Raw genomic sequence first — 20385 nt, 5'->3', positions numbered from 1 at the left:
CGCTGAAATCGTTCCTACCCAAGACGCGAACTATTTCAGCTAAATTTGCCAAACCTATTCGCTGTAGTGAACGAGCGGGGTCGGCCAAATCGTCCCGCGCGATTCCTGTCTGCTAAATCCATAACTCTTGGCGCTTTGCACGGCACGACAATTCAGAGCGCCTACCGATGACGCATGTGTGACACGCGCGGCACGCGCGTCGACAAAATGAGGAACTTCATTGGAATCGGCGGCGCGACGATAGGAGCTCTTGCAAAACCATCGTATTGATTTCTTCCCGATCATGCAGTGGGCAGGGCTCGGAGGGGGCATGCGATCCGCCCAATGCAGGCCAATTGCGATCGACGGGGAACGCCGCGGCATCTTTCGTGGCGCATATGAAAAGTCATTCGCATTTACATTTATGCTCACGCTTACGCTGTTCGCGCCAAATCTCGCGCATGCCGACGAGACCGGGATCAGCATGTGGGTTCCGGGCTTCTTTGGAAGCCTTTCTGCCACGCCGCAAACGCCCGGGTTCGCCTTCGCGAATATCTTCTATGCGCCATCAGTCGGCGCGGGCGGAAGCGTCGTCTTTGCGCGGCAGGTGACGCGGGGCGATATCACAGCCAACTTCAACGGCAATCTCAACGCTAGGCTCGACGGTCGTGCGGACCTCTATCTCGCAATACCGAGTTACACGTTCTCGACCCCCGTTTTAGGCGCCCAGGCCGTCATCGCGATGGCCATTCCCTACGGCGGCAGTTTCGCGGGCGTCAACGCAACATTGAATGGCGTCGTTGGTCCCAGGGAATTTACCGTCTCGCGAGGCACGAGCGATAATGTTCTGGGGTTTGGTGACTTCTTGCCCATGTTCTCGCTGCGTTGGAATGCCGGTGTAAACAATTACATGGCTTACGTGACGACCAATATTCCGATCGGCGTCTACAATCCCAACAATCTCGTGAATCTCGGCATTGGCCACGCTGCGACCGATGCTGGCGGTGGCTACACTTATTTCAATCCACAGACGGGCAATGAATTGTCCGGCACCCTCGGCTTCACTTACAATTATAAGAACCCGCAGACGCAATATCAAAACGGCGTCGACATGCATTTTGACTGGGGCGCGTCACACTTCCTGACGAAGCAATGGCAGATCGGCGCCGTCGGCTATGCCTATCAAGAACTTTCCTGCGACAGCGGTGCCGGCGACCGAGTTGGATGTTTTGAATCTCGCGTCTTCGGCGCAGGCGGCCAAGTGGGCTACATCATCCCGATGAGGAAGCTGCAGGGTTATCTGAATGTGAAAGCCTACAAGGAATTCGATGGCGAAAACCGCCCTTACGGTTGGAACGCCTGGCTGACATTTGCGATCTCGCAGGCCGCGCCGGCACCGCTGCCGGCGGCACAGTGAAAAGACGATTTTGGCATCATCGTTTCAAGAAGGACTGCCATGATCCATCGAGGTTTGATCTCTATCTTCTTCATCGTCAGCCTAGGCGCGACGTCGGTTCGCGCTCAAGAGGCAACCTCGGCCGATAACGGCGCGAACACGGCGAACAATCCGCTGACGCCGGAAGTCACGCTTAATCTGCAGGACTATTTTGTTCCGACAATGTCTGGGATTCGAGGTTCGTCAAATCAGTTTCTTCTACGCGGGCTCGTGCCGGAGAAAATCGGCGGCGTTCCCCAGCTGCTTCGCTTCACCGTCCCCGTCGCCACGGCGCCACCCTTGCCGACGGGCAGCGAGACCGCCGTCGGGGATGTGACGCTGACGGATTTCTTTGTGCTACCCGGCAAAGTCACCTTCGCCGGCGGCCCTTTGCTTGTGCTGCCAAGCGGCACCGCTTTGAGTCAAGGTCGCTGGCAGACTGGCGCGGCCGGTGCCGCCGTCGCGCCGCAATCCTGGGGTGTGCTCGGCGCGCTGGCCATATACCAGCATTCCTTCGCCGCTGCCCTCGGGCATGATGACGTAAGCCTGCTGACGTTCCAGCCCATCGTCACCTATAATTTGGCCCAAGGCTTCTACATTCGCTCATCCGGCATCTGGACCTTCGACCTCGTCCACAATCTCTCTTATGTCCCGATCGGGTTGGGGCTGGGACAAGTCGTGCAGTTCGGCAAGACCACGATGAATTATTTCATCGAGCCGCAATATTCCGTGGCGCGTGAAGGCACGGGTGCGCCGCGTTGGCAGATTTTCGGTGGCGTCAATTTTCAGTTCGCTATGCACTAACACGCGGCGATTATCCCTGAGTCCCCCAATGTGTCGTGGGATATGGATTCGAACGTTCATAGGCTCGCCCGTCGCAGCGGTGATGAGCCTCGCTTGTTCCGCGTTTCCGGCGCGCTCGGATCCTATGGGAGTCGTGAGCCAAACGGGTACAGCGGATAGCGCCAGCTACAATGACGGCGACTTCACGCGTCCGGAAACAAGCGTCACGACGCGATTCGAATTCAGAAGCTCATCGAGCTCGTCGAGTTCCACGAAACGCGAAAGAGAGATTCTCCAATATAATTCAAAACTTGATCTCGGCTCCGGTTGGAAACTCGGAACACAAATCCAGATTCCATTTGTCGAGAAGGCCACGACGACCTTTGGTCAGGCTAATTCGGAAAGTGGAGCTGGTCTCGCCAACGCTGTATTCCAAACGGCCCTCATCCACACCATCGATACGCGCTGGGCGTATGGCTTTGGCGCACGCCTTGTTGCACCGACGGCGGATGCATCTCTCGGCACTGATCCGTGGCAAATTATGCCGGCGATCGGCATTCGCTATTCGTTTCTGGGGATCGCCCCCGACACCTATTTCGTGCCGGTCGTCCGTTATGCGATCAGTTTTGGTGGCAATCCTTTCGCACGTATCATCCGCGAACCCCAGATCGCGCCGACGCTCAACATTGGCTTGCCCGGACGTTGGTTTGTGACCTTCTATCCGAGCAACGACATTCGCATCAATTACGGGACGCCGATTTCTGGACAGACGGGGCGGCTTTTCCTACCGCTCGACGTTGCTGTCGGTAAGAAGATTCTCAATAATCTTGTCGTCTCGCTAGAGGGCAGCGTGCCGATCATCAGAGACTATCCCGTCTATGACTTCAAGACCGAGCTAAAGGTCACCTGGCAGTTCTAAAGGGGTTCTTGGACAGCTGTGGCGTCGAGCACCGACATTTGGAACGGCTGAAAAGGGCCGCGGCAGTCGAAGCGCGCCCCGTCGACGCCATGTCAACTTTAACGTGCCGCGTATCCGAGACCTGCTATTCCGCTTCCGGTTAGCTTAGGTCGCCCCGGAATGCTTGGTCGTAGGTCAGCTCTTGGTAACATAGAATGTCCGGACGCAACGCCGATCCATTCCCATACCATCGTCATATTCAATACCGCGATCGCTTCGCCCGCGTCCATGTCCGCCCGGAAGCATAGGCGCATGCACTCAGACCACCGACGAAGAATCCGATCGGCCAATCGAATGCGAAGGAGAGAGCAATCGACATCCAAACCGTCACGACAGATAAAGCGGCCGAAAGCAGGATCGCCGTCAGTGGCTGATCCGTCAGTGTGCGAGCAGCGGAGGCAGGCCCCACCATCAGACTGAATACCAGCAACGCGCCGACGACTGGCAGCGCCGTCGCCGTGGCCAGCGCCACGACCGCCAGGAACATGACCTCCATCACGCGAGCCGACACGCCTCGCGCTTGACCCAATTCAGGCGAGACCGAGTTCAGGAGCAGCGGCCGGAACAATACCGCGATGAGGGCGACCGAGACCGCGCTAAGTGCGACGACGGGCTCGAGGTCGGCAGAGCCGACGCCAAGCACCTCGCCGAAGAGCAGCGCGTAGACGGCCTGGAAATACTCAGTGGTTCGGCTCAAGAACAAGGCGCCAAGCCCCAGCAGCATGACGAGTGACAGGGCAGTCGCCACATCGCGCGGTCCGCGTCGCGCAAGCTGGCTGATGCCGAGCACGCCGAGTCCGGAGAAAGCGAGCAACCCAATGAGCGGGTTGATACCGAGCAGATTGGCCGCGGCAGCACCGGGAAACGCGCTGAGCGGCAGCGCGTGGGCGGCGAAGGACGCGCCCCGGATTACAACAAAGAACCCGATGACCCCCGCGACGCTGGCGACGAGGGTGGCGGCGATCCAGGTGTTGATCATGAAGTCATCAAACATCGCCCAGCCTCACCCTGCGCGCTGTGTGCGGGCCGAGACCACGCGTGGTAGCAGGCGCCAGTGGCGAAGCCCTGTTTGCGCAACAACGACATATGCCAGGAAGATGAGAGCCACGATGCAGAAGCTGACGGGCCAGCCGTGCCCGCCGGTCCATTCGTAGCTGTCGTAGGCGATGAGGATTCCACCCCAGGTGGCGGCGATGCCGATTGCAGCAGCCAACAGGATCGCCAGTCCAGGCCGCTTGGCGAGGTGCAGCGCAATCGCCGCAGGACCGATGAGCAGCCCCGTGGACAAGATGGCGCCTACTGTTATGGCCGAGAGTGCAACGGCCATCGCCACGACGATGAGATGCAATAGTCCTATGAGACGCACGGGCACGCCGCGCACTGCCGCAAGGTCCGGATCGAGCGAGGACAGCAGCAACGGCCGATAGAGCAGACCGACCGCGAGAAGGGCACTGATCCCTACCGTCAGGGCAAGCGGGACGATCGAAGCCGGAATGGCGAACATCGATCCGAACATGATGGTGACCGCGGCCCCCGTGGTGCTGCTGGTCGTCATATCCAGATAAAGGAATAGCGCGGCAACGCCGAGCCCCGCGCCGGTGACGACACCCGTTACCAGGTCACGCTCGCTCGCGTGATCTGCGCGCACAAGTTCCATGCTCATCGCCGCGAGGACACCCATGCCGAGGAAACCAAGGAGCGGGTTAATCCCGAACAGGAACGCGGCGGAACCACCAGCACTGCTGACATCCGCCAAGGAATGACCGGCGAAGGACTGTCCGCGAATCACGGTGAATACGCCGACCACCCCGGAGACAATTGCGGCGGCGGCGCCGATCACCGCCGCCGTGCGCACCGGCTCGCTGGTGAAGAACCCCGGCTCGACTATGATGGAGAACAATGTCGGCATAAAGGTCACGGAACCTGAGCCACGTGAACCGGCTCACGCGCGATCGCGGCCTGAGCGTCATCTTCGGCGTCAGCCGCGACCACGATGACACGGCCATGAACGCGGATGACGTCAATATGATAACCGTAGAGTTGGCTCAGCACCTCGGTCCGCACGACGGCGCCGGTGCTGCCGCTCGCCGCCCGACCATTGGCGAGATAAACGATACGGTCCATTGCCGACAGCAGCGGGTTCATATCATGTGCCGACAGCAGCACCGCGGTCTGGAACTCCCGCGACATGCGGCGCAGTAGGGCAACGATACCGGCAACGCTGCGTATGTCCAGATTGGCGAGTGGTTCGTCGAGCAGCAGGAGGCGCGGGCGCCGGATCATGGCGTGCGCGATCAGGATCCGCTGCTGCTGGCCTCCAGAAAGACTGCCGATCCGTTGATCGGCGAATGGCGTCGCCTCCAATGCTTCGAGCATCTCGTCGACCTTCTGACGGCGCTCCTTCGACGGCAACGGTATGCCCCACCTGTTACCATCGAGACCGAGCGCCACGAGATCTCGCGCGCACATCGGCATGAAAGGATCGAGCATGAATTTTTGCGGTACGTAGCCGACCGAGGTTCGTCCTCCGCCTTCAATGCTGATGTTGCCGCTTTGGGGTGCGAGGAAGCCGAGAATGGTGCGCAGCAACGTCGTTTTCCCCGACCCGTTTGCGCCGATCAGGCCGCAGAGCTCGCCCGCCTCCAGTGTGAAGTCGATATTCTTGAGGATGCAGCAGCCAGAGAGCGAGACGCTCGCCTGACGGACCGCGAGAACTTCGCCCCTTGCCAGCACGGCGCTCAGCGTCACTTTTGCAGCGTCTCGGTCGACACCTTGTTCGTGAGCGCTTTCTCAAGTGCAGCGACCTCAGCCAGCATCCACGATTGATAAGTGTAGCCCGGTGTCGGCATGGTTTCGTAGACGCCGACCACCGGAATACCCGCCTTCCGCGATTCATCCAAGAAGGATTTGGTCAAGGTATCCGTCACCTGCTGGTTGTAGGCGAAAACCTTCACTCTGTTGGTAGCAAATAGGTCGTTCTGGGTCGTGACGTCCTGCGGAGCCGGGTCAGTGCCATCCATGATTGCTTTTTGTAGGCTGAAGGGCGTCAATATGTTAAAACCCATGGCTTCCAGCATGTAATCGGCAACCGGTTCAGTGACGGCAATCGGGGTCTGGCCGTATTTCACCTTGAAGGCGGCGATTGCCGCGTTCCAGGGTTCGAGCGACGCGATAAATTTATCTGCATTGGCGTGGAAATAGGCTGCCTGCGCTGGCTGCAATGCGGCGAGATCGGCGGCGATCGCCTTGGCGACAGCCGGCATCGTCTTCGGGTCATACCAGAGATGCGGGTTCGCCGTGTTGTCTGGCAATCCCAGCAAAGTCTGGACGTTGATCACCTTGCGATTGGGCCTGGCCGAAGCAGACATGATCTTGTCTGCCCACGCATCATAACCCACGCCGTTTTCGACGATCAGTTGAGCTGCGGCGATCTCCCTTGCGACCTTCGGACTGGCCTCGAAGGTGTGCGGGTCAGTATTCGGATCCGTCTCGACGGCCTGAACGCGTACGTATTGTCCGCCGACTTGCGAAATCACATCAGCGTATTCGTTTTCGACACCGATTGCATTGATCGGCACCGATGATGCGGCAAAGGCAGTTGTGACAGGCCCGGCGGTAAGCATTGCCGCAAAAACCACCGAAATAGAGAGCTTCCTCACGTGTTTCCCACCCGAAAGTTGCAGCCAAAAACTAATGCTGCTCGCCTGATGCTCGCCTTCACCACGTGGGCTGCGCATAGCAATGGGTAGCGCAGGCACGGACGACAGACGCGTCTGTTCACTGGGCCGACAGTCCCTCAGCGAAAGAGAGACGTAATGATATAATATATCATTGTCCAGCAGATAATTCAGCTTGAGGCGACATCGCTGCCAGAAAATTTGTATGAGCGACGGGGCGACGCATAGCGCCGGAAAGGCATGCGCCACCGTCTCAGGCTGTGCCCTGCGCAGAGGCTGGCGCCAGGGTTTCGATAATGCGGCATTCGGCGATCGTGCCGCGACGACACCGGCCGATAAGATCGGTGAGTTCGTCCCGAAGCGAGGCCAGATCCGCGATCTTTCGTTCGACCTCCACCAGATGTTGCCGCGCGATGAGGTCCACGGCCTCGCAGGAACGATCCCGTTTGTCCGCCAGGCCCAGCAACTCGCGCACCTGATCTAGGGAAAAGCCCAGATCACGAGCGCGTCGAATGAAGCTGAGGCGGCTAAGGTGCGCTTCAGCGTAGGAACGGTAGTTGCCTTCGGTACGTCCCGGAATGGGTAAAAGGCCGATCCGCTCGTAGTACCGGATGGTCTCCACCTTCGTCGTCGTCCGCTTCGCAAGATTGCCGATTGTCAGCCGTGCCATGCCCTTGACCCTGTAGTGACTACAGGGTGCATATGGGGTGCGTACCGCATTCTACGAGGTCACGCATGGCTGGGTGCTGCCACGACGATCATTGCCATTCCGAGACGCTGCCCAATAGCCGGCAATGGCGCCGGGCCCTTTGGATCGCGCTGGCCGTCAACACTGCCATGTTCCTGGCCGAGATCGCCCTCGGTATCGCAGCAGTTTCAGCGTCTCTTCAGGCGGATGCGATCGACTTCCTGGGCGACGCCGCCAATTATACGATTAGCCTCGGCGTCGCCGGCATGGCGGTGAGCTGGCGCGCATGGGCCGCGCTGGTGAAAGGTTGGTCGCTTGGCCTTCTAGGCGCCGCTGTACTCCTTTCGACGGCATGGCATGCCTATGCCGGTACCTTGCCCAAGGCCGAGACGATGGGCGTGGTCGGCGTCTTGGCGCTTCTCGCCAATGGCGGTATCGCGCTGATGCTCTATCGCTTCCGCGCCAGCGAAGCGAACATGCGCTCGGTGTGGATTTGTTCGCGCAATGATGCGATCGGCAATCTTGCCGTGCTTGCAGCGGCAGCCGGCGTCTTCGGCAGTGGAGCTGCATGGCCAGACCTGATCGTCGCCACGATAATGGCTACGCTTGGCGTCAGAGGCGGATGGCAGATCGTGCGGCAAGCGCGATCAGAACTTCTGACAACTGCCCATGATGACACATGATGCTACCCTTGATCACACGGACAAATATCAGTTTGGCGTGTTCATCCAAGAAATGCTCGAGCAGATGCTGTGGACGAACGGCGCCGATCTCTTTTCGGCAATAATGCTGCAAGCCGCCGCCGACGCCATGCACAGCGACACCCAGCTGAGCGAGGACAAGCCGCACAACATCAATTACGTCATTGACGCGCTTGTCGGGCAATCCTGGTATATGAAGGGCTTCTATGACAACGCGCTCAAAAAATATCAGGAAGCGCTGACAGATTCCGCTTCAGCGCGTTTTCCAAACGAGGAAGAGAAAGACGTTGCGCTGGCGAATATCTATGAAGCGACGGCGCAGGTTTATGAGCGGCTGAACCAATATGCCGATCTCGCGGCCTATGAAAAGGCCGCCATCGCCCTGCGCCGTCGCACGCCGGACCAATACTACGTCTGCTATGGCTATTATCAGCTCAAGGATTTTGGCAGCGCGATCCGGGAGTGTACGGAGGCGCTACAGGACCAGCCGGCCAACCTGAAGGCGCGGTATTGGCGCGCCCGCGCCCATCAGGACGCGGGTGACAAAGGAGCCGCGCTGAAGGATTTCGAGATGGTGGCCAACTCCGAAGACAGTTTCCGTGCTTCTGCCGCCATTGAAATGTCGATGATCTATTTTGGCCGTGGTGACAACCGCGGCGCGCTGAGTATCTTGAACGAATACAAATACCTTTACGACCCGAACTTCACGATCAAAAGCGATGTTGCGGTTGCCTATAACAATCGCTGCTATGCCCTCATGCAATTGGACAAATTGCGCGAAGCTCTGGCCGACTGCACGGCTTCCCTGAAATACGGCAATATTCCCGATTCCTATCGAAAGGAGCGGGAATTGTTGAAGCGGCTCGGGGCAATTTGAGCCTGACGATCCTCGTTACCGCTGAGGCAAATATCTGCCCTCTTCGCTACGACGGATCACGTTCCTCTACGACAAGGCATTGTAGCTTAAAATTAGACTATTCGAGCCGAAGGAAATTGAAGGCCTAAAGCCGCCTTTGGCTCCAGGATACCTTTAGGAGAGTTGCTGACCAGGGGTGAGTTTCATGGTGTTGGGTGCTAATCGCCGTTGCCGGTCAGCGCTTGTTGATAGGCGGCATTTAGTTCTTTGGTTTTCCGCTCGGCAAGCTCTCTCAGTTCGGGACCGAGGCGAGTCACATAGTCAGGGTGGTATTGCTTGATCGCATTTCGATAGGCGGCTTTAATCTCGTCATGAGACGCGCCTTGTTGCAATCCGAGAATTTGGAAGCAATCATGAGAGGTCGGGCTTTTCTCTTCGTCCTCCTCCGTCTTTGAGCATGTATCCTCAGTCCGATCAGATGCCTTCTTGGTGATTGTCGGCATGTAGCTGCCCAGTTCTTCCGCCTTCACTCTCATCACCACCCAACTTATCGCGAGTGCCAGAAGCGATACTAGCACCGCGTATGTAGGCTCAATCACCAACATGACGAGGTAGCCAATAAGCGAGGCTAAGAATGTCATTCGCCCCGTTCGATTGGCGTTCCAAGAATTCAAGCGCTTCTGTGCAAACTCCTTGATCTCTTGCTCGCCCCCGAGAGCGAGCTCAAGCAATTCGTTGGCTTCTTCAAGTTGCTTATTTAGCCGACGCCCGAGACGGCTTCGTGCGTCATACAATCCGTCGGCGCGCAATTCCAGTTTGGCTCCCTCTTCCTTAATTTCGGCGATGTCGCTTCTTGCCTGCGCGATAGCAGAAAGCATTTCCTCCATTTGTTGGAGTTTCTCGCCGCGAAAAAGGTAGGCTTGGGAGAGCTTCTTGGGTTTATAGGCGCATTGAACTACAAAATGGATAAACGCCGCAAATAACAAGATGGGATAATATGACATGTCATTGCACTTCAGTGGTGGCTCATTCCCATCATCACGAATAGCCACACTATCATCGCGATAGAAAAATAGATGCTGAGTGTGGTGATGACGGTGACAATCTTATTTTGTGCCTGTCGGCCGCTCATCCAGACTTGGCCGCGCTGCGGGTACATGTAGTTGATCCAGAGCGCTATTGAGCCGGGCATGTAGAAGACAAGCCAAACCACCCAGCCGAAGAAGGTCTTCGGCCAGGGATCGTTCGAGCCTTCATACTGATTTCGATAGGGAACGCGCCACACGATCAGCCTCGTGTGGCGATGAAGGGAACCAGCAAGACCAACAGCGCTATCGTGTTGGCCGCGGTCAGTGCTTGATGAAAGCTTTCGTGTTTGGCGATCACGCCATAGCCGACGAACGCGACCCAAAAGCCTCCCGCGAAGAGGAAGAGCCTGAGCATCTCTTCCTCACTTCTTGCGCGGCTTTCGGTTGATTCTGTTGGTGTGCGCTTTGACAGAGACGCGTTTGGTTAAGCCGGTCTTCTTGCTCGTGACTTTCCGAGATGATGCCCGTGTATGCGAGAGGATTTTCTTGAACTTGATGATTGCCATGTCATGTCCCCGTCTTCGTCTCGACTTTGCGTAGATGCCTCTTGGTTGCCAGCTTTCTAATCCTTACAGGCCGCACCCCCGCATCGCGCGACTTAGCGAACTGAGTCGCCGTGTTGCTGCATAGATAGCATGCAGTCGTAGTTATAATACGTTAAATAAGCCAAATAAATGGCAAATATCGTATTTTGACGCGATGGAAGACTTTTTGTGCGGCGGCCAAAGTCGGGCACATGACCTCTTCTCGCTCACGGTCGACCGGGCTCAGAACTAAAGATCAAATCCAGCTGGCTTTTGGGCGGCGATTGAAAACATTACGGCATGCTCAAGGATGGAATCAGGAGGATTTTGCCTCGAAAATCGAAATGAGCGTCGACGCGGTTTCGAGCATGGAGAGAGGCAAGACCTTCGCGTCTCTAGAAACCCTGAGCAGAATCGCAGCTACTCTGAAGACGGAAATATCGACACTGTTTGAATTTGATGTGGACCGCCGTGGCACGCATCTACGGGCTATCGAAGCCCTATTAAAGAACCAGCCCTCCGAAGTGGCCGAAGCTGCCGAGAAGCAGATCAGGTTGCTCGTTGATTTCGTGACGCAATTGAAACGCTGAAAGCCCTTATCGACCCTGTTTTCGCACGTATTTTTCCTTAGGCTGAGGCAGCGGGTCGAGAAATACAGGCAATAAAGATTAAGTATATTTAACTGTAATGATTGAATAGATATTGTATTGTTATGTATTAATGTCTATTTGACAGTCAGTTTATTTTGTTATATATTATGAACGCGGCTAAATCAGCTTATTTCATTCGCCGCAACGCGATCAATACTCCGGCATCGCCTCTCTCTTCTCCAAATATACTTATGACCAATCCGCGGAGCCGGGGCCACCGCCTATGGAGATTCTCTATGTCTGAACGACGAAAAACAGCCTCACGTCAGTCCAATACGCCAGCGCTCATTGTCGCCAACAATCTCGATTTTCCGGTCCGGTATGCCGCCTGGTTCACAAGCAGAGGCGTCAAAGCGGCAAAGACGGCGGCCAACGACGCACAGTTCCACGTCGTGACGATCGAGACAGCCGAAGCACAAGAGCTTGCGGCGCGCCTCACGGAAGGATCTATCGAAAGTGGAAGTCTTCAACTCGCACAAATCGATGAAGCGCTCGCGCATGAACTCGATACGCTGATTTTGGCAGCGCAAACTATCGAAGCCGAGGCCGCGGCAACTCAGATGACCCAGGCCACACCTGAAGGCGGCGACAGTTCGGCCAGTGAGGCTGCGCCGGCTGAAGCGGTTCTGGACGCCTGGGAAGCTCTCAAGCCCGGCATGCTCGTGCTCGCGGCCGATCTCGATCGTCAAGGCAAGCCGGAAGCCTGGTATGAAGCGCAGATCATGAGCCTTGAAGGCCCAGAAATCCGGCTCCTCTGGCGCGACTTCCCGCGCGAAGGCCTTCTCTTACGAACACGACGACATATCGCAATCCTTCCTCCGGCCAACAACTGACCGGATCCTTCGAAAGGGCGCCCACGAGGCGCCCTTTCGATTCTTGGCCCTATCAAATCGAAGGAACCCAGCCATGACGAATACCGACTCTCATCAAAACGCCACTGCCGAAATCCGCCGCCTGAACGACCAGCTGAGAACGACCTTTGTCGGCGGCGCGATCCTCATAACGCCCGGTGTCGAGTCTCTAACCATCAGCCAGCGCTCCGCCCTGCTCGCTCTGATCCGAAGCTTTGAGGCTTTCACGGCCGGCGATGATCCCTATGGCGAGCACGACTTCGGCGCCGTCGATTTCGAAGGCAGCAAGTTCTTCTTCAAGATCGATTACTACGACCTCGTGATGGAAGCCGGTTCGCCCGATCCGGCCGACCCGAGCTGCACGCGGCGCGTCATGACGATCATGCGCGCCGACGAATATTGAGCTCCGAATGAGCTTCGATGGGCCCTGCCCGCCGGCCCTATCGACCAACAGACCTCTTCCGTTCAACCAATCCTACAGGAATTCACTATGCCGGGACGTCAAGCGAAGGCGATCACGCCGGCCATGCTGCGCCGCATGCTGGCTTATGTCGGCGGCACGGATTTTACCGTCCGTGACCGCGTCATCATTCTACTTTCCGTCAAAGCTGGCCTGCGCGCCTGCGAAATCGCCCGTCTCGACTGGTCGATGGTTCTCGATGCCCGCGGCCAGCTCAGCGGCTTTATCGAAGTCAGAGACGAAATTGCCAAAAAGCGCGGCGGCCGCCGCATTCCGATGCATAGCGACTTGAAGTGTGCACTCGTCAAGCTGAAAGGCCGACGCGTCGCGATCGGCCCTGTTATCCGTTCGGCTCGCGGCGGCGCGATGCAGCCGAACAGTATCGTCAACTGGTTCGTCACACTGTTCAAAGCGCTCGAGTTCGGCGGCTGCTCGTCCCACTCTGGCCGCCGCACGTTCATCACGAATGCCGCACGCAACGCGCATCGCACTGGCTGCAGCTTACGAGATGTTCAGCTTCTTGCCGGCCACAAGTCGATTGAAGTGACGCAGGCCTATATCGATGGCCATACAAACGGGCAACGCCGACTCGTAGCGTTGAGCTGAACGAGAGCGAACTGATCATCAAGCATTCTACATGGCTCGCGCCGCCTTGAGAGCTGCCCAACGAAGGAGACATTCTTATGCGTCTATTTGCGATTCGAGATTGGCGCTTTCACCTTGAACTCGATTTGAATCTTTGGCTGCTTGGCGTGACTTGGCACATCGAACCGAGCGATCTCAGAGACGTCAGCGTATACTTTGGCCCCGTAAACCTGCAGATCGAAAAGTATGACCGCGGCGTCTGTTCCGATCCGAAACTCTCAAGCGACCAATCTGAGAGCCCGCGCTAGGCAAATAACTGTGCCTCACATTCTGATCAGCGGCGCAGCGCTGATAGTGCTGATGATATCGAAGTGCGTAGAGTGCACATTCATACAAATGCACTCAGTGTCGAAAGTTCCCGCACGATGCCTCATCGTAACAGAAAGAATCACGCTTTGATCGGATAGCGATGGAGATGCTCGCTCTTGCTCAATCGGAAAAGCTCAATCGAAGGCTGATCCGTCAAAGAGCCTAATATAAGAAGCGAGAAACTGCTTTAGTTTGTCTGTACATCCGGCCCGGTCATGCCGACGCCGACAAAGAAAATAGCTGCTCATCCTCTTTTGATCACCTTTCCTTCATTGCATTGGATGCGAGTTCGACCAGTGGAGAAAACACATATTCGAGAATACGCCGACTACCAGTTTTAATTTCGACGGTTACGGACATCCCCGAGGACAGAGGGATATCCCCTTCGTCCGCGGATACATAAAGTTGCCTTGGCGACAAAGTAACAGGAAAGACAAGATTTTGCGTGTGTTCAGCACCCGTGCTGTCAAAGAGGCTTTCTCCCTTTATTGGGTCGCCTTCACCGGCTTGGGCTTCAGGCTCTGGATCGTATCGCTCGCAACATTCGTGACACGAGCGCTGATGGTCCCATAACGTGTAAACGGAAAAGACTCGACTTTGACCTGTGCTATCTGCCCAGCATGGACAAACCCTATATCTCTGTTCTGAAGGTAGCACTCGATTTCAAGATGAGAGTCATCGGGTACAATACGCATGACCTCCTGACCGGTCGTGATCACTTGGCCCAACGTGGTTATCGACAAGGCCGTTATAGTACCGGAGACCGGGCTCGCGAGAATCATGTGCTGCCGCCTGATGCGAGTCTTGATGAGCTTTTGTTCGTAATCGTCTCTTTCTTGCGCCGCTTGAGCATATCTCTGGCTGTTGTCAGAAATGAACGTGCTAATCGTCTTCTGACGCTCGAGTACGAGGACACGCATATTGGCGACGGCCTCCGCAAGCTGCTCTTTCAAGGTCATCAGACTCGTTCTGTGGTATTCCATTGTCTCCAGCGCGTCGATAACCGACGATCGTGCCTCTGCGCCGCGATCCAGCAAGGTTTGGCGCATGCTTACGCGCTCTTGCATTGTGGCAACGAGCGCGGCCTGAGATTCAATTGTTGCCTCAAGTCCTACTTTCTCTGCCTGCTTTTCCGCGAGTTGCGCGTCAAGGCTTCGCAGCTGCGCGGCGAGTTGCGCTAAATCATCATTCAGCACTTCCTGCTCGCGGCTGCGCACCGACGACGAAACATCCTCTGGCCAGACAATTGCAGATGGGCTTGAGAGTTCTGCTGATTTTGCTGCTCCGATGGCCGCGTTCCGTCGTAATGCCTCGGCTTTGTAGCTTTCGTAAGCCGATGCCATGTCAGCTTCATCAGCAATTGCTTCGGCCGGCTCTACTTCGACGAGGATCGAGCCAGCTTTGACGTGCATACCGTTTTTCGCCTCGAGAATGATGACCTTACCTGTCTCCAGAGGCTGAATGACTTTCACAAGACTGGACGGGCGGATCTTTCCCGGCGCTACAGCTAAGATATCGATGCGCCCAAAGTAGCTCCAGCCGAGAGCGACCACCACGAAGCTGCAGATGACGGTTATAAGCGCCATATTGATCGGTGAAGCGGGCGTTTCGAGAATTTCGAGGGCAGCGGGGAGGAATTCCTGATCCGGATGCGGGGCTTGGCCTGACGCTCGCTGATCGCGTTTGTTTCGCCAGACATCAGACTAAGCTCTGCTCGTTTTGAAGCGCCCAAAGCCGCGCATAAAGGCCCTTCCTTTGAAGCAACGAATCATGCGTTCCGGCTTCTACAATTCTGCCGTCGACCATTCCTATAAGGAATGTGCAGTGACATACGGCCGCCAGACGACGAGCGATGATGATGACGGTGCGGTTTCTGACGATTTGGCGCATATTGGCTTGGATCACCCTTTCGCTCTCATAATCGAGAGCGCTTGTCGCTTCGTCAAAGATCAGGATCGGTGGGTCCGTCGCCAAGGCGCGTGCAATCGCAATGCGCTGCCGCTGCCCCCCAGATAAATTGCCCCCCGCTCCTCTATCATCGTATCGTAGCCCAGCGGCATTTTACTGATGAACTCATCCGCGCCGCCGAATGTGCGACGATCTTGCAGGAAACTTTTGAGGAAGGGCGCGAGACAGATCACAAGCTGACGGCATGGACTGAAAGCGAGATCAACAGCGCGGCGTAAGCTGAAGCGAAGAATAACCAGAGCCGGGGCCTCGCCTGGGCTCTTGCTTTGCGGAGACATGCCAGCCGCGCTCACGAAAATGAGAAAACTTTTCATGTGAGAGAGCGAAACCTTCCCGGTCCCGCTGGAGTTCGTCTGGAGTTCCGGAAGCTGGTCCATGGTCAGAGCGTTGGGAGTCAATCATGGCCACTGAGGGTATCCTTGGCGCTTACTCTGCGGCGTCCGCCCCTTATTGCGGGCTTCCCCCTACTCCAGACGGCCTCTGGTCGCGGTGGAATTTGGATCCCGCACTCATCGCTTTTCTTATCATCTGTGCGGTTGCGTATGCGCTAGCAGTCGGCTCCGACCGCGCCGGGCCATCTGTTCCGCGATGGCGGCAAGCGCTCTTCTACCTCGGTTGGACGATTACAGCCGCGGCGCTGATTTCGCCACTCTGTCCGCTCTCCGTGTCGCTATTTTCGGCTCGCGTCAGTCAGCACATGGTCCTCGCCCTGATTGCGGCCCCGCTCGTCGCCGCCGGGCGTCCACTGGCGCTGATCGGCCTCTTATGGCGCCGCTCTTTTCAGCCGAACTCCGCCGCGGCACCGCTCTGCGCCGCGGGCCTGTTCGCGATATCGATCTGGTTCTGGCATTCGCCGGCGCCTTATGCCGAAACGTTCCGGAGCACATTTGCTTATTGGACCATGCACCTGACGATCTTTGGCGCCGCCGTCTGGCTTTGGTCGAGTCTGTTGGATTCACCGCCGGAGTCCGCCGTATCGGTTGTCTTCGCGGGTATTGTCTCATCCATTCAAATGGGCTTCCTCGGTGCGCTGATCACCTTCGCGTCACGGCCGTTCTATGCGCCGCACCTCTTGACCACAGCCGCCTGGGGCCTGACGCCATTGCAGGATCAGCAACTCGGCGGCGCCATTATGTGGGTGCCGGGCTGCATCGTCTTTCTCGTTATTTCCACGCTCATTCTCTGGAATGACATCGTGCGGGTCGCAATCGAGCCGCAGGCGGCGCGGGCCGGTACACGGTGACGCCGCTCTCCTATCTCAGCGGCTTCGGCGCCAAAGCCTATCCTGTCACCGCGCTGACCTGGGGGCTACTGATCATCTCCATTTTGGTCGTCGTCATCGTGACCGCGCTTGTTTTTTTCGGTGTTCTCGTCCGCCGCGCGCCGCGAGACGCAACGGTCCGCGCCGTCGCGGTGCAGCGCAGTGGCGAGGGCTTGGGCTGGCTTGGATTCGGGGTCGGCGTCTCGACCATCGTGCTCGTCATTTCCGCCATCTGGACGATGGAGGTTCTGGCGAAGATCAACGCGCCGCCCAGCGGTGCCATGCCGCTCGCAATCGAGATCACCGGACAGCAATGGTGGTGGAAGGCGCGCTATCTCAACGGCGACCCGAGCAAAATCCTCACGACCGCGGACGAGTTCCATATTCCTGTCGGCCGACCCGTTCGAATCCAGTTGATCGGCGCGGACGTCATTCATTCGTTCTGGGTCCCGGCGCTGACCGGCAAGACCGAAACGATCCCCGGCCAAACCAATGTCACCTGGCTCGAGGCCGACAAGCCTGGGCGCTATCGCGGCCAATGCACCGAATATTGCGGCCAGCAGCACGCTCATATGGCCTTCTTCGTCATCGCCGAACCGCCATCGGACTTCCAGAGATGGCTGGACGCGCAGTTGAAACCCGCCGCGACACCATCGTCGCCGGTTCTGGTGAACGACCAGAACATATTCGTTCAGCGCTGCGGTGAATGTCACACGGTGCGTGGGAGCATGGCGGGTGGATCGGTCGCGCCGGACCTCACACATCTCATGAGCCGCGAAACCCTGGCCGCCGACACGTTGCCGAACACACCCGGCGCGCTCGCGGGATGGATCGCCGATCCACAGGCGCAGAAACCCGGAACAAACATGCCGGATCTCTACTTGTCAGGCCCGGAACTCACCGCCGTCACTACCTATCTGCGCACGCTGCAATGAGGCTGTGCCATGACCTTTGAACGTATTCCTGTTACGGGCACGGCCTCGCCAGACTATCGTCAGAGGCTCGCGACGATATGGGAAACTGAGTCCGGCATTCTCGGCTGGTTCTCGAGCGTCGATCATAAAGAGATCGGCATCCGCTACATTGTTACGGCTTTCGTGTTCCTCGTGCTCGGCGGCATCGAGGCGCTGATCATGCGCGCGCAGCTCGCGCGGCCGAACGAGACTCTGCTGACGCCCGAGCAATACGACCAGCTCTTCTCGATGCATGGCATGACGATGATCTTCCTCTACGCCATGCCGATCCTGTCGGGATTTTCCAATTATTTATGGCCGCTTCTGCTCGGCGCGCGCGACATGGCGTTTCCACGCGTCAATGCCCTATCCTATTGGCTCTATGTTGCAGCCGGCATCTTTATGTACACCGGCTTTGCGATGGGCGCCGGACCGAACGACGGCTGGTTCAACTACGTTCCCTACGCGAACAAGGAGTTCAATCCCGGCCTCAATATGGACTTCTACGCGCTGGGAATGATCTTTCTCGGCATTTCGACAACGGTCGGCTCGATCAATTTCGTCGTCACCTTTCTGCGGCTTCGTGCGCCGGGCATGTCGATCAACCGCGTGCCGATCATGATCTGGGGAACGCTCACGGCCTCGGCTGCCAACATCCTCGTCGTGCCGAGCGTCAGCCTCGCCTTCTTCATGCTTTGGCTCGACCGCAATTTCGGTACGCATTTCTTTGACGTCGCCGCCGGGGGCCAGCCGTTGCTTTGGCAGCATCTCTTCTGGATTTTCGCGCATCCCTGGGTCTACGCAATCGTCTTGCCGGCAATGGGCATGGTATCCGACGCGCTGCCGGTTTTTTGCCGCCGGCCGCTCGTCGGCTATACGGCGGTCGTGCTCTCGACCCTCGCGACGATGACACTCGGCTTCGGCGTCTGGGTGCATCATATGTTCGCGACGGGCCTCCCGACGCTGGCGCTCTCGTTCTTCAGCGGCGTCTCGATCATCATTGCGATTCCGAGTGCGGTCGCGGTTTTCGCCTGGACCTTGACGATCTGGCTTGGCCGGCCGGTCATCACCACCGCCTTTCTGTTCTTCGCGAGCATGATCGTCCTGTTCGTCATCGGTGGCGTGAGCGGCTTCATGACCGGGTCCGTTCCGGTCGATTGGCAACTGACCGACACGTATTTCGTCGTAGCGCATATTCATTACGTGCTGATCGGCATCAATCTCTTTCCGGTGATGGGCGCCCTCTATTTCTGGTTTCCGAAATTCACCGGAAAGATGCTGGGCGAAAAGCTCGGCATGGCGAGCTTCTGGACGATGTTCATCGGCTTCAACGTGGCGTTCCTGCCGATGCACTTGACCGGCCTGCTTGGGATGCCCCGCCGCGTCTACACCTATCCGGCGCATATGGGCTGGGATACGCTCAACATGATCACCACCATCGGCGCCTTCGTCTTGGCGATCGGCGTGCTGCTGACTTTCGTCAATGTCTTGGTGAGTCTGCGTCAGGGCCGCGCGGCCGGAGCCAATCCATGGGATGCGCCGACGCTCGAATGGTCAGTGCCGTCGCCGCCGCCGCCCTATAATTTCGCTGTCCTGCCGACGGTCGCGAGCCGGCATCCGCTGTGGGAACAGCGTCTCGGGGAAGGCCATGGCACGTCCTCGCTCGAAGAGGGACTCATCCTCGATCACGCGCGTGAAACGATCGGCACGACCGCGCTCGACAGCGAACCGGATGTCATCCTGAAAATGCCCTTCGACAGTCCGGCGCCCTTCGTTCTCACACTCGGCATATCGGCGGTCTTCGCGGGCCTTTTGATCCCGTCGCGTCTGTGGCCGTTGACGGCCGTCGGCTGCCTTGTGACGGTCGCTGCGATCCTCATCTGGCTTTGGCCCGAGCGCGGGCTCGGCCAAACCGTGCAGCCTCCCTCGGAGGAGCCTGCGTCATGAGCGAGACGGCAAGCGTCGAACAAGCGCTGCCCGTCGGTAGCGTCGATCACCGCGCCTCGGGCTGGTACGGCATTCTCTGCGTCATCGCGACGGAAGGCGCGCTCTTCGGCTATCTGCTGTTCAGCTATTTCTACTATGCGGCGCAACTTCCGGCCTCATGGAGTCCCGAGCCGCATCCCAGTTTTGCCTATGCGCTGCCGGCAACGATCGTCATGCTTCTCAGCAGCGGCGCGCTGTGGTTTGCGCAGCAAGGCCTCCAGCGGGGCATCGAGATGCAGCATCGGCTCGGCCTCGCCATCGGCATCGGGCTAGGCCTCGCCTTCATCGCGCTTGAGCTTTTCGAATGGCAAAGCAAGCCGTTTTCGCTCACGAGTGGTCTTTACAGTTCGATTTATTTCACCGCCGCCGGCCTTGATCTGCTCCATCTTGGATTTGGCATCGTGGGCGTCGCGGCAGTCCTAGTGTGGTCACTGCTCGGCTATGTCGATGCGCGGCGCGATGCGCCGACCGTGATCATGGCCGCCTACTGGCATTTTGTGACCGCGGTCTGGCTCGCGGTATTCGTCACGTTCTACATATCTCCATACCTCAGGTGAACGCGATGCAGGACGGCAATCCACCTTCAACGATCGCGCACCCGGCTCCGCATCGC

General features: G+C 57.7%; 22 protein-coding genes and 1 pseudogene. 13 read left to right on the top strand and 10 right to left on the bottom strand.

The annotated features are described in order from the left end of the window. The first annotated feature begins 250 nt into the window (after nucleotides 1-250). The 3 genes from CWB41_RS12195 to CWB41_RS12185 all read left to right on the top strand — a co-directional run bounded on the left by CWB41_RS12195 (nucleotide 251) and on the right by CWB41_RS12185 (nucleotide 3116). Nucleotides 251-1396, top strand: a complete 1146-nt coding sequence (locus CWB41_RS12195) for a SphA family protein (RefSeq protein ID WP_245411261.1) — start codon at nucleotides 251-253, stop codon at nucleotides 1394-1396. Nucleotides 1397-1435: 39 nt separating this feature from the next. Then, the gene (locus CWB41_RS12190; RefSeq protein WP_115836473.1) at nucleotides 1436-2218 is read left to right on the top strand and encodes a hypothetical protein; all 783 of its coding nucleotides are present in this window, start codon (nucleotides 1436-1438) and stop codon (nucleotides 2216-2218) included. A 133-nt stretch (nucleotides 2219-2351) separates the two neighbouring features. Beyond that, nucleotides 2352-3116 carry a transporter gene (locus CWB41_RS12185; RefSeq protein WP_129396482.1) on the top strand — a complete coding sequence of 255 codons (765 nt, stop codon included), beginning with the start codon at nucleotides 2352-2354 and terminating at the stop codon, nucleotides 3114-3116. Nucleotides 3117-3354: 238 nt separating this feature from the next. Here the strand turns inward: CWB41_RS12185 and CWB41_RS12180 are convergent, their stop codons facing one another. The 5 genes from CWB41_RS12180 to CWB41_RS12160 form a co-directional block, all read right to left on the bottom strand. Next, nucleotides 3355-4149, bottom strand: a complete 795-nt coding sequence (locus CWB41_RS12180) for a metal ABC transporter permease (RefSeq protein WP_115836475.1) — start codon at nucleotides 4147-4149, stop codon at nucleotides 3355-3357. A gap of 9 nt (nucleotides 4150-4158) precedes the next feature. Next, the gene (locus tag CWB41_RS12175) at nucleotides 4159-5064 is read right to left on the bottom strand and encodes a metal ABC transporter permease (protein WP_115837069.1); all 906 of its coding nucleotides are present in this window, start codon (nucleotides 5062-5064) and stop codon (nucleotides 4159-4161) included. Between the two features lie 5 nt (nucleotides 5065-5069). Then, nucleotides 5070-5903 carry a metal ABC transporter ATP-binding protein gene (locus CWB41_RS12170; protein WP_207206609.1) on the bottom strand — a complete coding sequence of 278 codons (834 nt, stop codon included), beginning with the start codon at nucleotides 5901-5903 and terminating at the stop codon, nucleotides 5070-5072. Next, on the bottom strand, nucleotides 5900-6814 hold the full coding sequence (locus CWB41_RS12165; RefSeq protein ID WP_207206608.1) for a metal ABC transporter solute-binding protein, Zn/Mn family: 915 nt from the start codon (nucleotides 6812-6814) through the stop codon (nucleotides 5900-5902). Before CWB41_RS12165 ends, CWB41_RS12170 begins: the two co-directional genes overlap by 4 nt. 271 nt (nucleotides 6815-7085) lie before the next feature. Then, nucleotides 7086-7502: a MerR family transcriptional regulator gene (locus tag CWB41_RS12160; protein WP_115836477.1), complete on the bottom strand. Its 417-nt coding sequence runs from the start codon at nucleotides 7500-7502 to the stop codon at nucleotides 7086-7088. Nucleotides 7503-7567: 65 nt separating this feature from the next. Between CWB41_RS12160 and CWB41_RS12155 the strand changes: the two genes are divergently transcribed. Beyond that, a complete protein-coding gene (locus CWB41_RS12155; RefSeq protein WP_115836478.1) occupies nucleotides 7568-8203 on the top strand; it encodes a cation efflux transmembrane domain-containing protein in 636 nt (211 codons plus the stop codon). Between the two features lie 37 nt (nucleotides 8204-8240). Then, complete coding sequence (locus CWB41_RS12150; RefSeq protein WP_129396481.1) at nucleotides 8241-9098, top strand: tetratricopeptide repeat protein; 858 nt, start codon at nucleotides 8241-8243, stop codon at nucleotides 9096-9098. A gap of 197 nt (nucleotides 9099-9295) precedes the next feature. On the opposite strand, the gene CWB41_RS12145 is transcribed toward CWB41_RS12150, so the two are convergent. The 3 genes from CWB41_RS12145 to CWB41_RS16210 are packed head-to-tail and all read right to left on the bottom strand — an operon-like array spanning nucleotide 9296 to nucleotide 10520. Then, entirely contained in the window at nucleotides 9296-10081 is a 786-nt protein-coding gene (locus CWB41_RS12145) for a J domain-containing protein (RefSeq protein ID WP_115836480.1), read from the bottom strand. An 11-nt stretch (nucleotides 10082-10092) separates the two neighbouring features. Next, nucleotides 10093-10362, bottom strand: coding sequence for a hypothetical protein (locus CWB41_RS12140; RefSeq protein WP_115836481.1), 270 nt, complete (start codon nucleotides 10360-10362; stop codon nucleotides 10093-10095). A gap of 2 nt (nucleotides 10363-10364) precedes the next feature. Further along, nucleotides 10365-10520, bottom strand: a complete 156-nt coding sequence (locus tag CWB41_RS16210; protein WP_165204321.1) for a hypothetical protein — start codon at nucleotides 10518-10520, stop codon at nucleotides 10365-10367. A 381-nt stretch (nucleotides 10521-10901) separates the two neighbouring features. Between CWB41_RS16210 and CWB41_RS12135 the strand changes: the two genes are divergently transcribed. The 4 genes from CWB41_RS12135 to CWB41_RS12120 all read left to right on the top strand — a co-directional run bounded on the left by CWB41_RS12135 (nucleotide 10902) and on the right by CWB41_RS12120 (nucleotide 13256). Beyond that, a complete protein-coding gene (locus CWB41_RS12135) occupies nucleotides 10902-11279 on the top strand; it encodes a helix-turn-helix domain-containing protein (RefSeq protein ID WP_115836482.1) in 378 nt (125 codons plus the stop codon). 251 nt (nucleotides 11280-11530) lie between these two features. After that, nucleotides 11531-12172, top strand: a complete 642-nt coding sequence (locus tag CWB41_RS12130) for a hypothetical protein (RefSeq protein ID WP_129396480.1) — start codon at nucleotides 11531-11533, stop codon at nucleotides 12170-12172. Between the two features lie 73 nt (nucleotides 12173-12245). Further along, nucleotides 12246-12593, top strand: a complete 348-nt coding sequence (locus tag CWB41_RS12125) for a DUF3768 domain-containing protein (protein WP_115836484.1) — start codon at nucleotides 12246-12248, stop codon at nucleotides 12591-12593. Between the two features lie 87 nt (nucleotides 12594-12680). Continuing rightward, nucleotides 12681-13256 carry a tyrosine-type recombinase/integrase gene (locus tag CWB41_RS12120; RefSeq protein ID WP_115836485.1) on the top strand — a complete coding sequence of 192 codons (576 nt, stop codon included), beginning with the start codon at nucleotides 12681-12683 and terminating at the stop codon, nucleotides 13254-13256. Between the two features lie 833 nt (nucleotides 13257-14089). On the opposite strand, the gene CWB41_RS12115 is transcribed toward CWB41_RS12120, so the two are convergent. Beyond that, the gene (locus CWB41_RS12115; RefSeq protein ID WP_245411262.1) at nucleotides 14090-15190 is read right to left on the bottom strand and encodes an HlyD family type I secretion periplasmic adaptor subunit; all 1101 of its coding nucleotides are present in this window, start codon (nucleotides 15188-15190) and stop codon (nucleotides 14090-14092) included. A gap of 112 nt (nucleotides 15191-15302) precedes the next feature. Next, nucleotides 15303-15688 (bottom strand): annotated as a pseudogene (locus CWB41_RS16395) (ATP-binding cassette domain-containing protein); the annotation flags it as partial. A 284-nt stretch (nucleotides 15689-15972) separates the two neighbouring features. On the opposite strand from CWB41_RS16395, the gene CWB41_RS12105 reads away from it, so the two are divergent. Genes CWB41_RS12105 through CWB41_RS12090 form a run of 4 tightly spaced genes read left to right on the top strand, consistent with a single transcriptional unit; the run spans nucleotide 15973 to nucleotide 20329 of the window. Then, on the top strand, nucleotides 15973-16815 hold the full coding sequence (locus tag CWB41_RS12105) for a cytochrome c oxidase assembly protein (protein WP_115836489.1): 843 nt from the start codon (nucleotides 15973-15975) through the stop codon (nucleotides 16813-16815). Then, on the top strand, nucleotides 16812-17768 hold the full coding sequence (coxB, locus tag CWB41_RS12100) for a cytochrome c oxidase subunit II (RefSeq protein ID WP_115836490.1): 957 nt from the start codon (nucleotides 16812-16814) through the stop codon (nucleotides 17766-17768). The genes CWB41_RS12105 and coxB overlap by 4 nt, the downstream gene beginning before the upstream one ends. A 9-nt stretch (nucleotides 17769-17777) precedes the next feature. Further along, on the top strand, nucleotides 17778-19733 hold the full coding sequence (ctaD, locus tag CWB41_RS12095; protein ID WP_115836491.1) for a cytochrome c oxidase subunit I: 1956 nt from the start codon (nucleotides 17778-17780) through the stop codon (nucleotides 19731-19733). Then, nucleotides 19730-20329 carry a cytochrome c oxidase subunit 3 gene (locus CWB41_RS12090; protein ID WP_115836492.1) on the top strand — a complete coding sequence of 200 codons (600 nt, stop codon included), beginning with the start codon at nucleotides 19730-19732 and terminating at the stop codon, nucleotides 20327-20329. The genes ctaD and CWB41_RS12090 overlap by 4 nt, the downstream gene beginning before the upstream one ends. The last annotated feature ends 56 nt before the right edge of the window (nucleotides 20330-20385 follow it).

The organism is Methylovirgula ligni, assembly GCF_004135935.1.
Taxonomy (GTDB): Bacteria; Pseudomonadota; Alphaproteobacteria; order Rhizobiales; family Beijerinckiaceae; genus Methylovirgula; species Methylovirgula ligni.
This window is presented reverse-complemented; position numbering and strand designations above follow the sequence as displayed.

Coding starts and splice junctions, on each gene's coding strand:
- CWB41_RS12160 (WP_115836477.1), bottom strand. CDS start 7,502: ATGGCACGGCTGACAATCGGCAATCTTGCGAAGCGGACGACGACGAAG.
- CWB41_RS12190 (WP_115836473.1), top strand. CDS start 1,436: ATGATCCATCGAGGTTTGATCTCTATCTTCTTCATCGTCAGCCTAGGC.
- CWB41_RS12180 (WP_115836475.1), bottom strand. CDS start 4,149: ATGTTTGATGACTTCATGATCAACACCTGGATCGCCGCCACCCTCGTC.
- CWB41_RS12090 (WP_115836492.1), top strand. CDS start 19,730: ATGAGCGAGACGGCAAGCGTCGAACAAGCGCTGCCCGTCGGTAGCGTC.
- CWB41_RS12130 (WP_129396480.1), top strand. CDS start 11,531: ATGACCAATCCGCGGAGCCGGGGCCACCGCCTATGGAGATTCTCTATG.
- CWB41_RS12125 (WP_115836484.1), top strand. CDS start 12,246: ATGACGAATACCGACTCTCATCAAAACGCCACTGCCGAAATCCGCCGC.
- CWB41_RS12115 (WP_245411262.1), bottom strand. CDS start 15,190: ATGGCGCTTATAACCGTCATCTGCAGCTTCGTGGTGGTCGCTCTCGGC.
- CWB41_RS16210 (WP_165204321.1), bottom strand. CDS start 10,520: ATGCTCAGGCTCTTCCTCTTCGCGGGAGGCTTTTGGGTCGCGTTCGTC.
- CWB41_RS12120 (WP_115836485.1), top strand. CDS start 12,681: ATGCCGGGACGTCAAGCGAAGGCGATCACGCCGGCCATGCTGCGCCGC.
- CWB41_RS12135 (WP_115836482.1), top strand. CDS start 10,902: ATGACCTCTTCTCGCTCACGGTCGACCGGGCTCAGAACTAAAGATCAA.
- CWB41_RS12155 (WP_115836478.1), top strand. CDS start 7,568: ATGGCTGGGTGCTGCCACGACGATCATTGCCATTCCGAGACGCTGCCC.
- ctaD (WP_115836491.1), top strand. CDS start 17,778: ATGACCTTTGAACGTATTCCTGTTACGGGCACGGCCTCGCCAGACTAT.
- CWB41_RS12145 (WP_115836480.1), bottom strand. CDS start 10,081: ATGTCATATTATCCCATCTTGTTATTTGCGGCGTTTATCCATTTTGTA.
- CWB41_RS12105 (WP_115836489.1), top strand. CDS start 15,973: ATGGCCACTGAGGGTATCCTTGGCGCTTACTCTGCGGCGTCCGCCCCT.
- CWB41_RS12175 (WP_115837069.1), bottom strand. CDS start 5,064: ATGCCGACATTGTTCTCCATCATAGTCGAGCCGGGGTTCTTCACCAGC.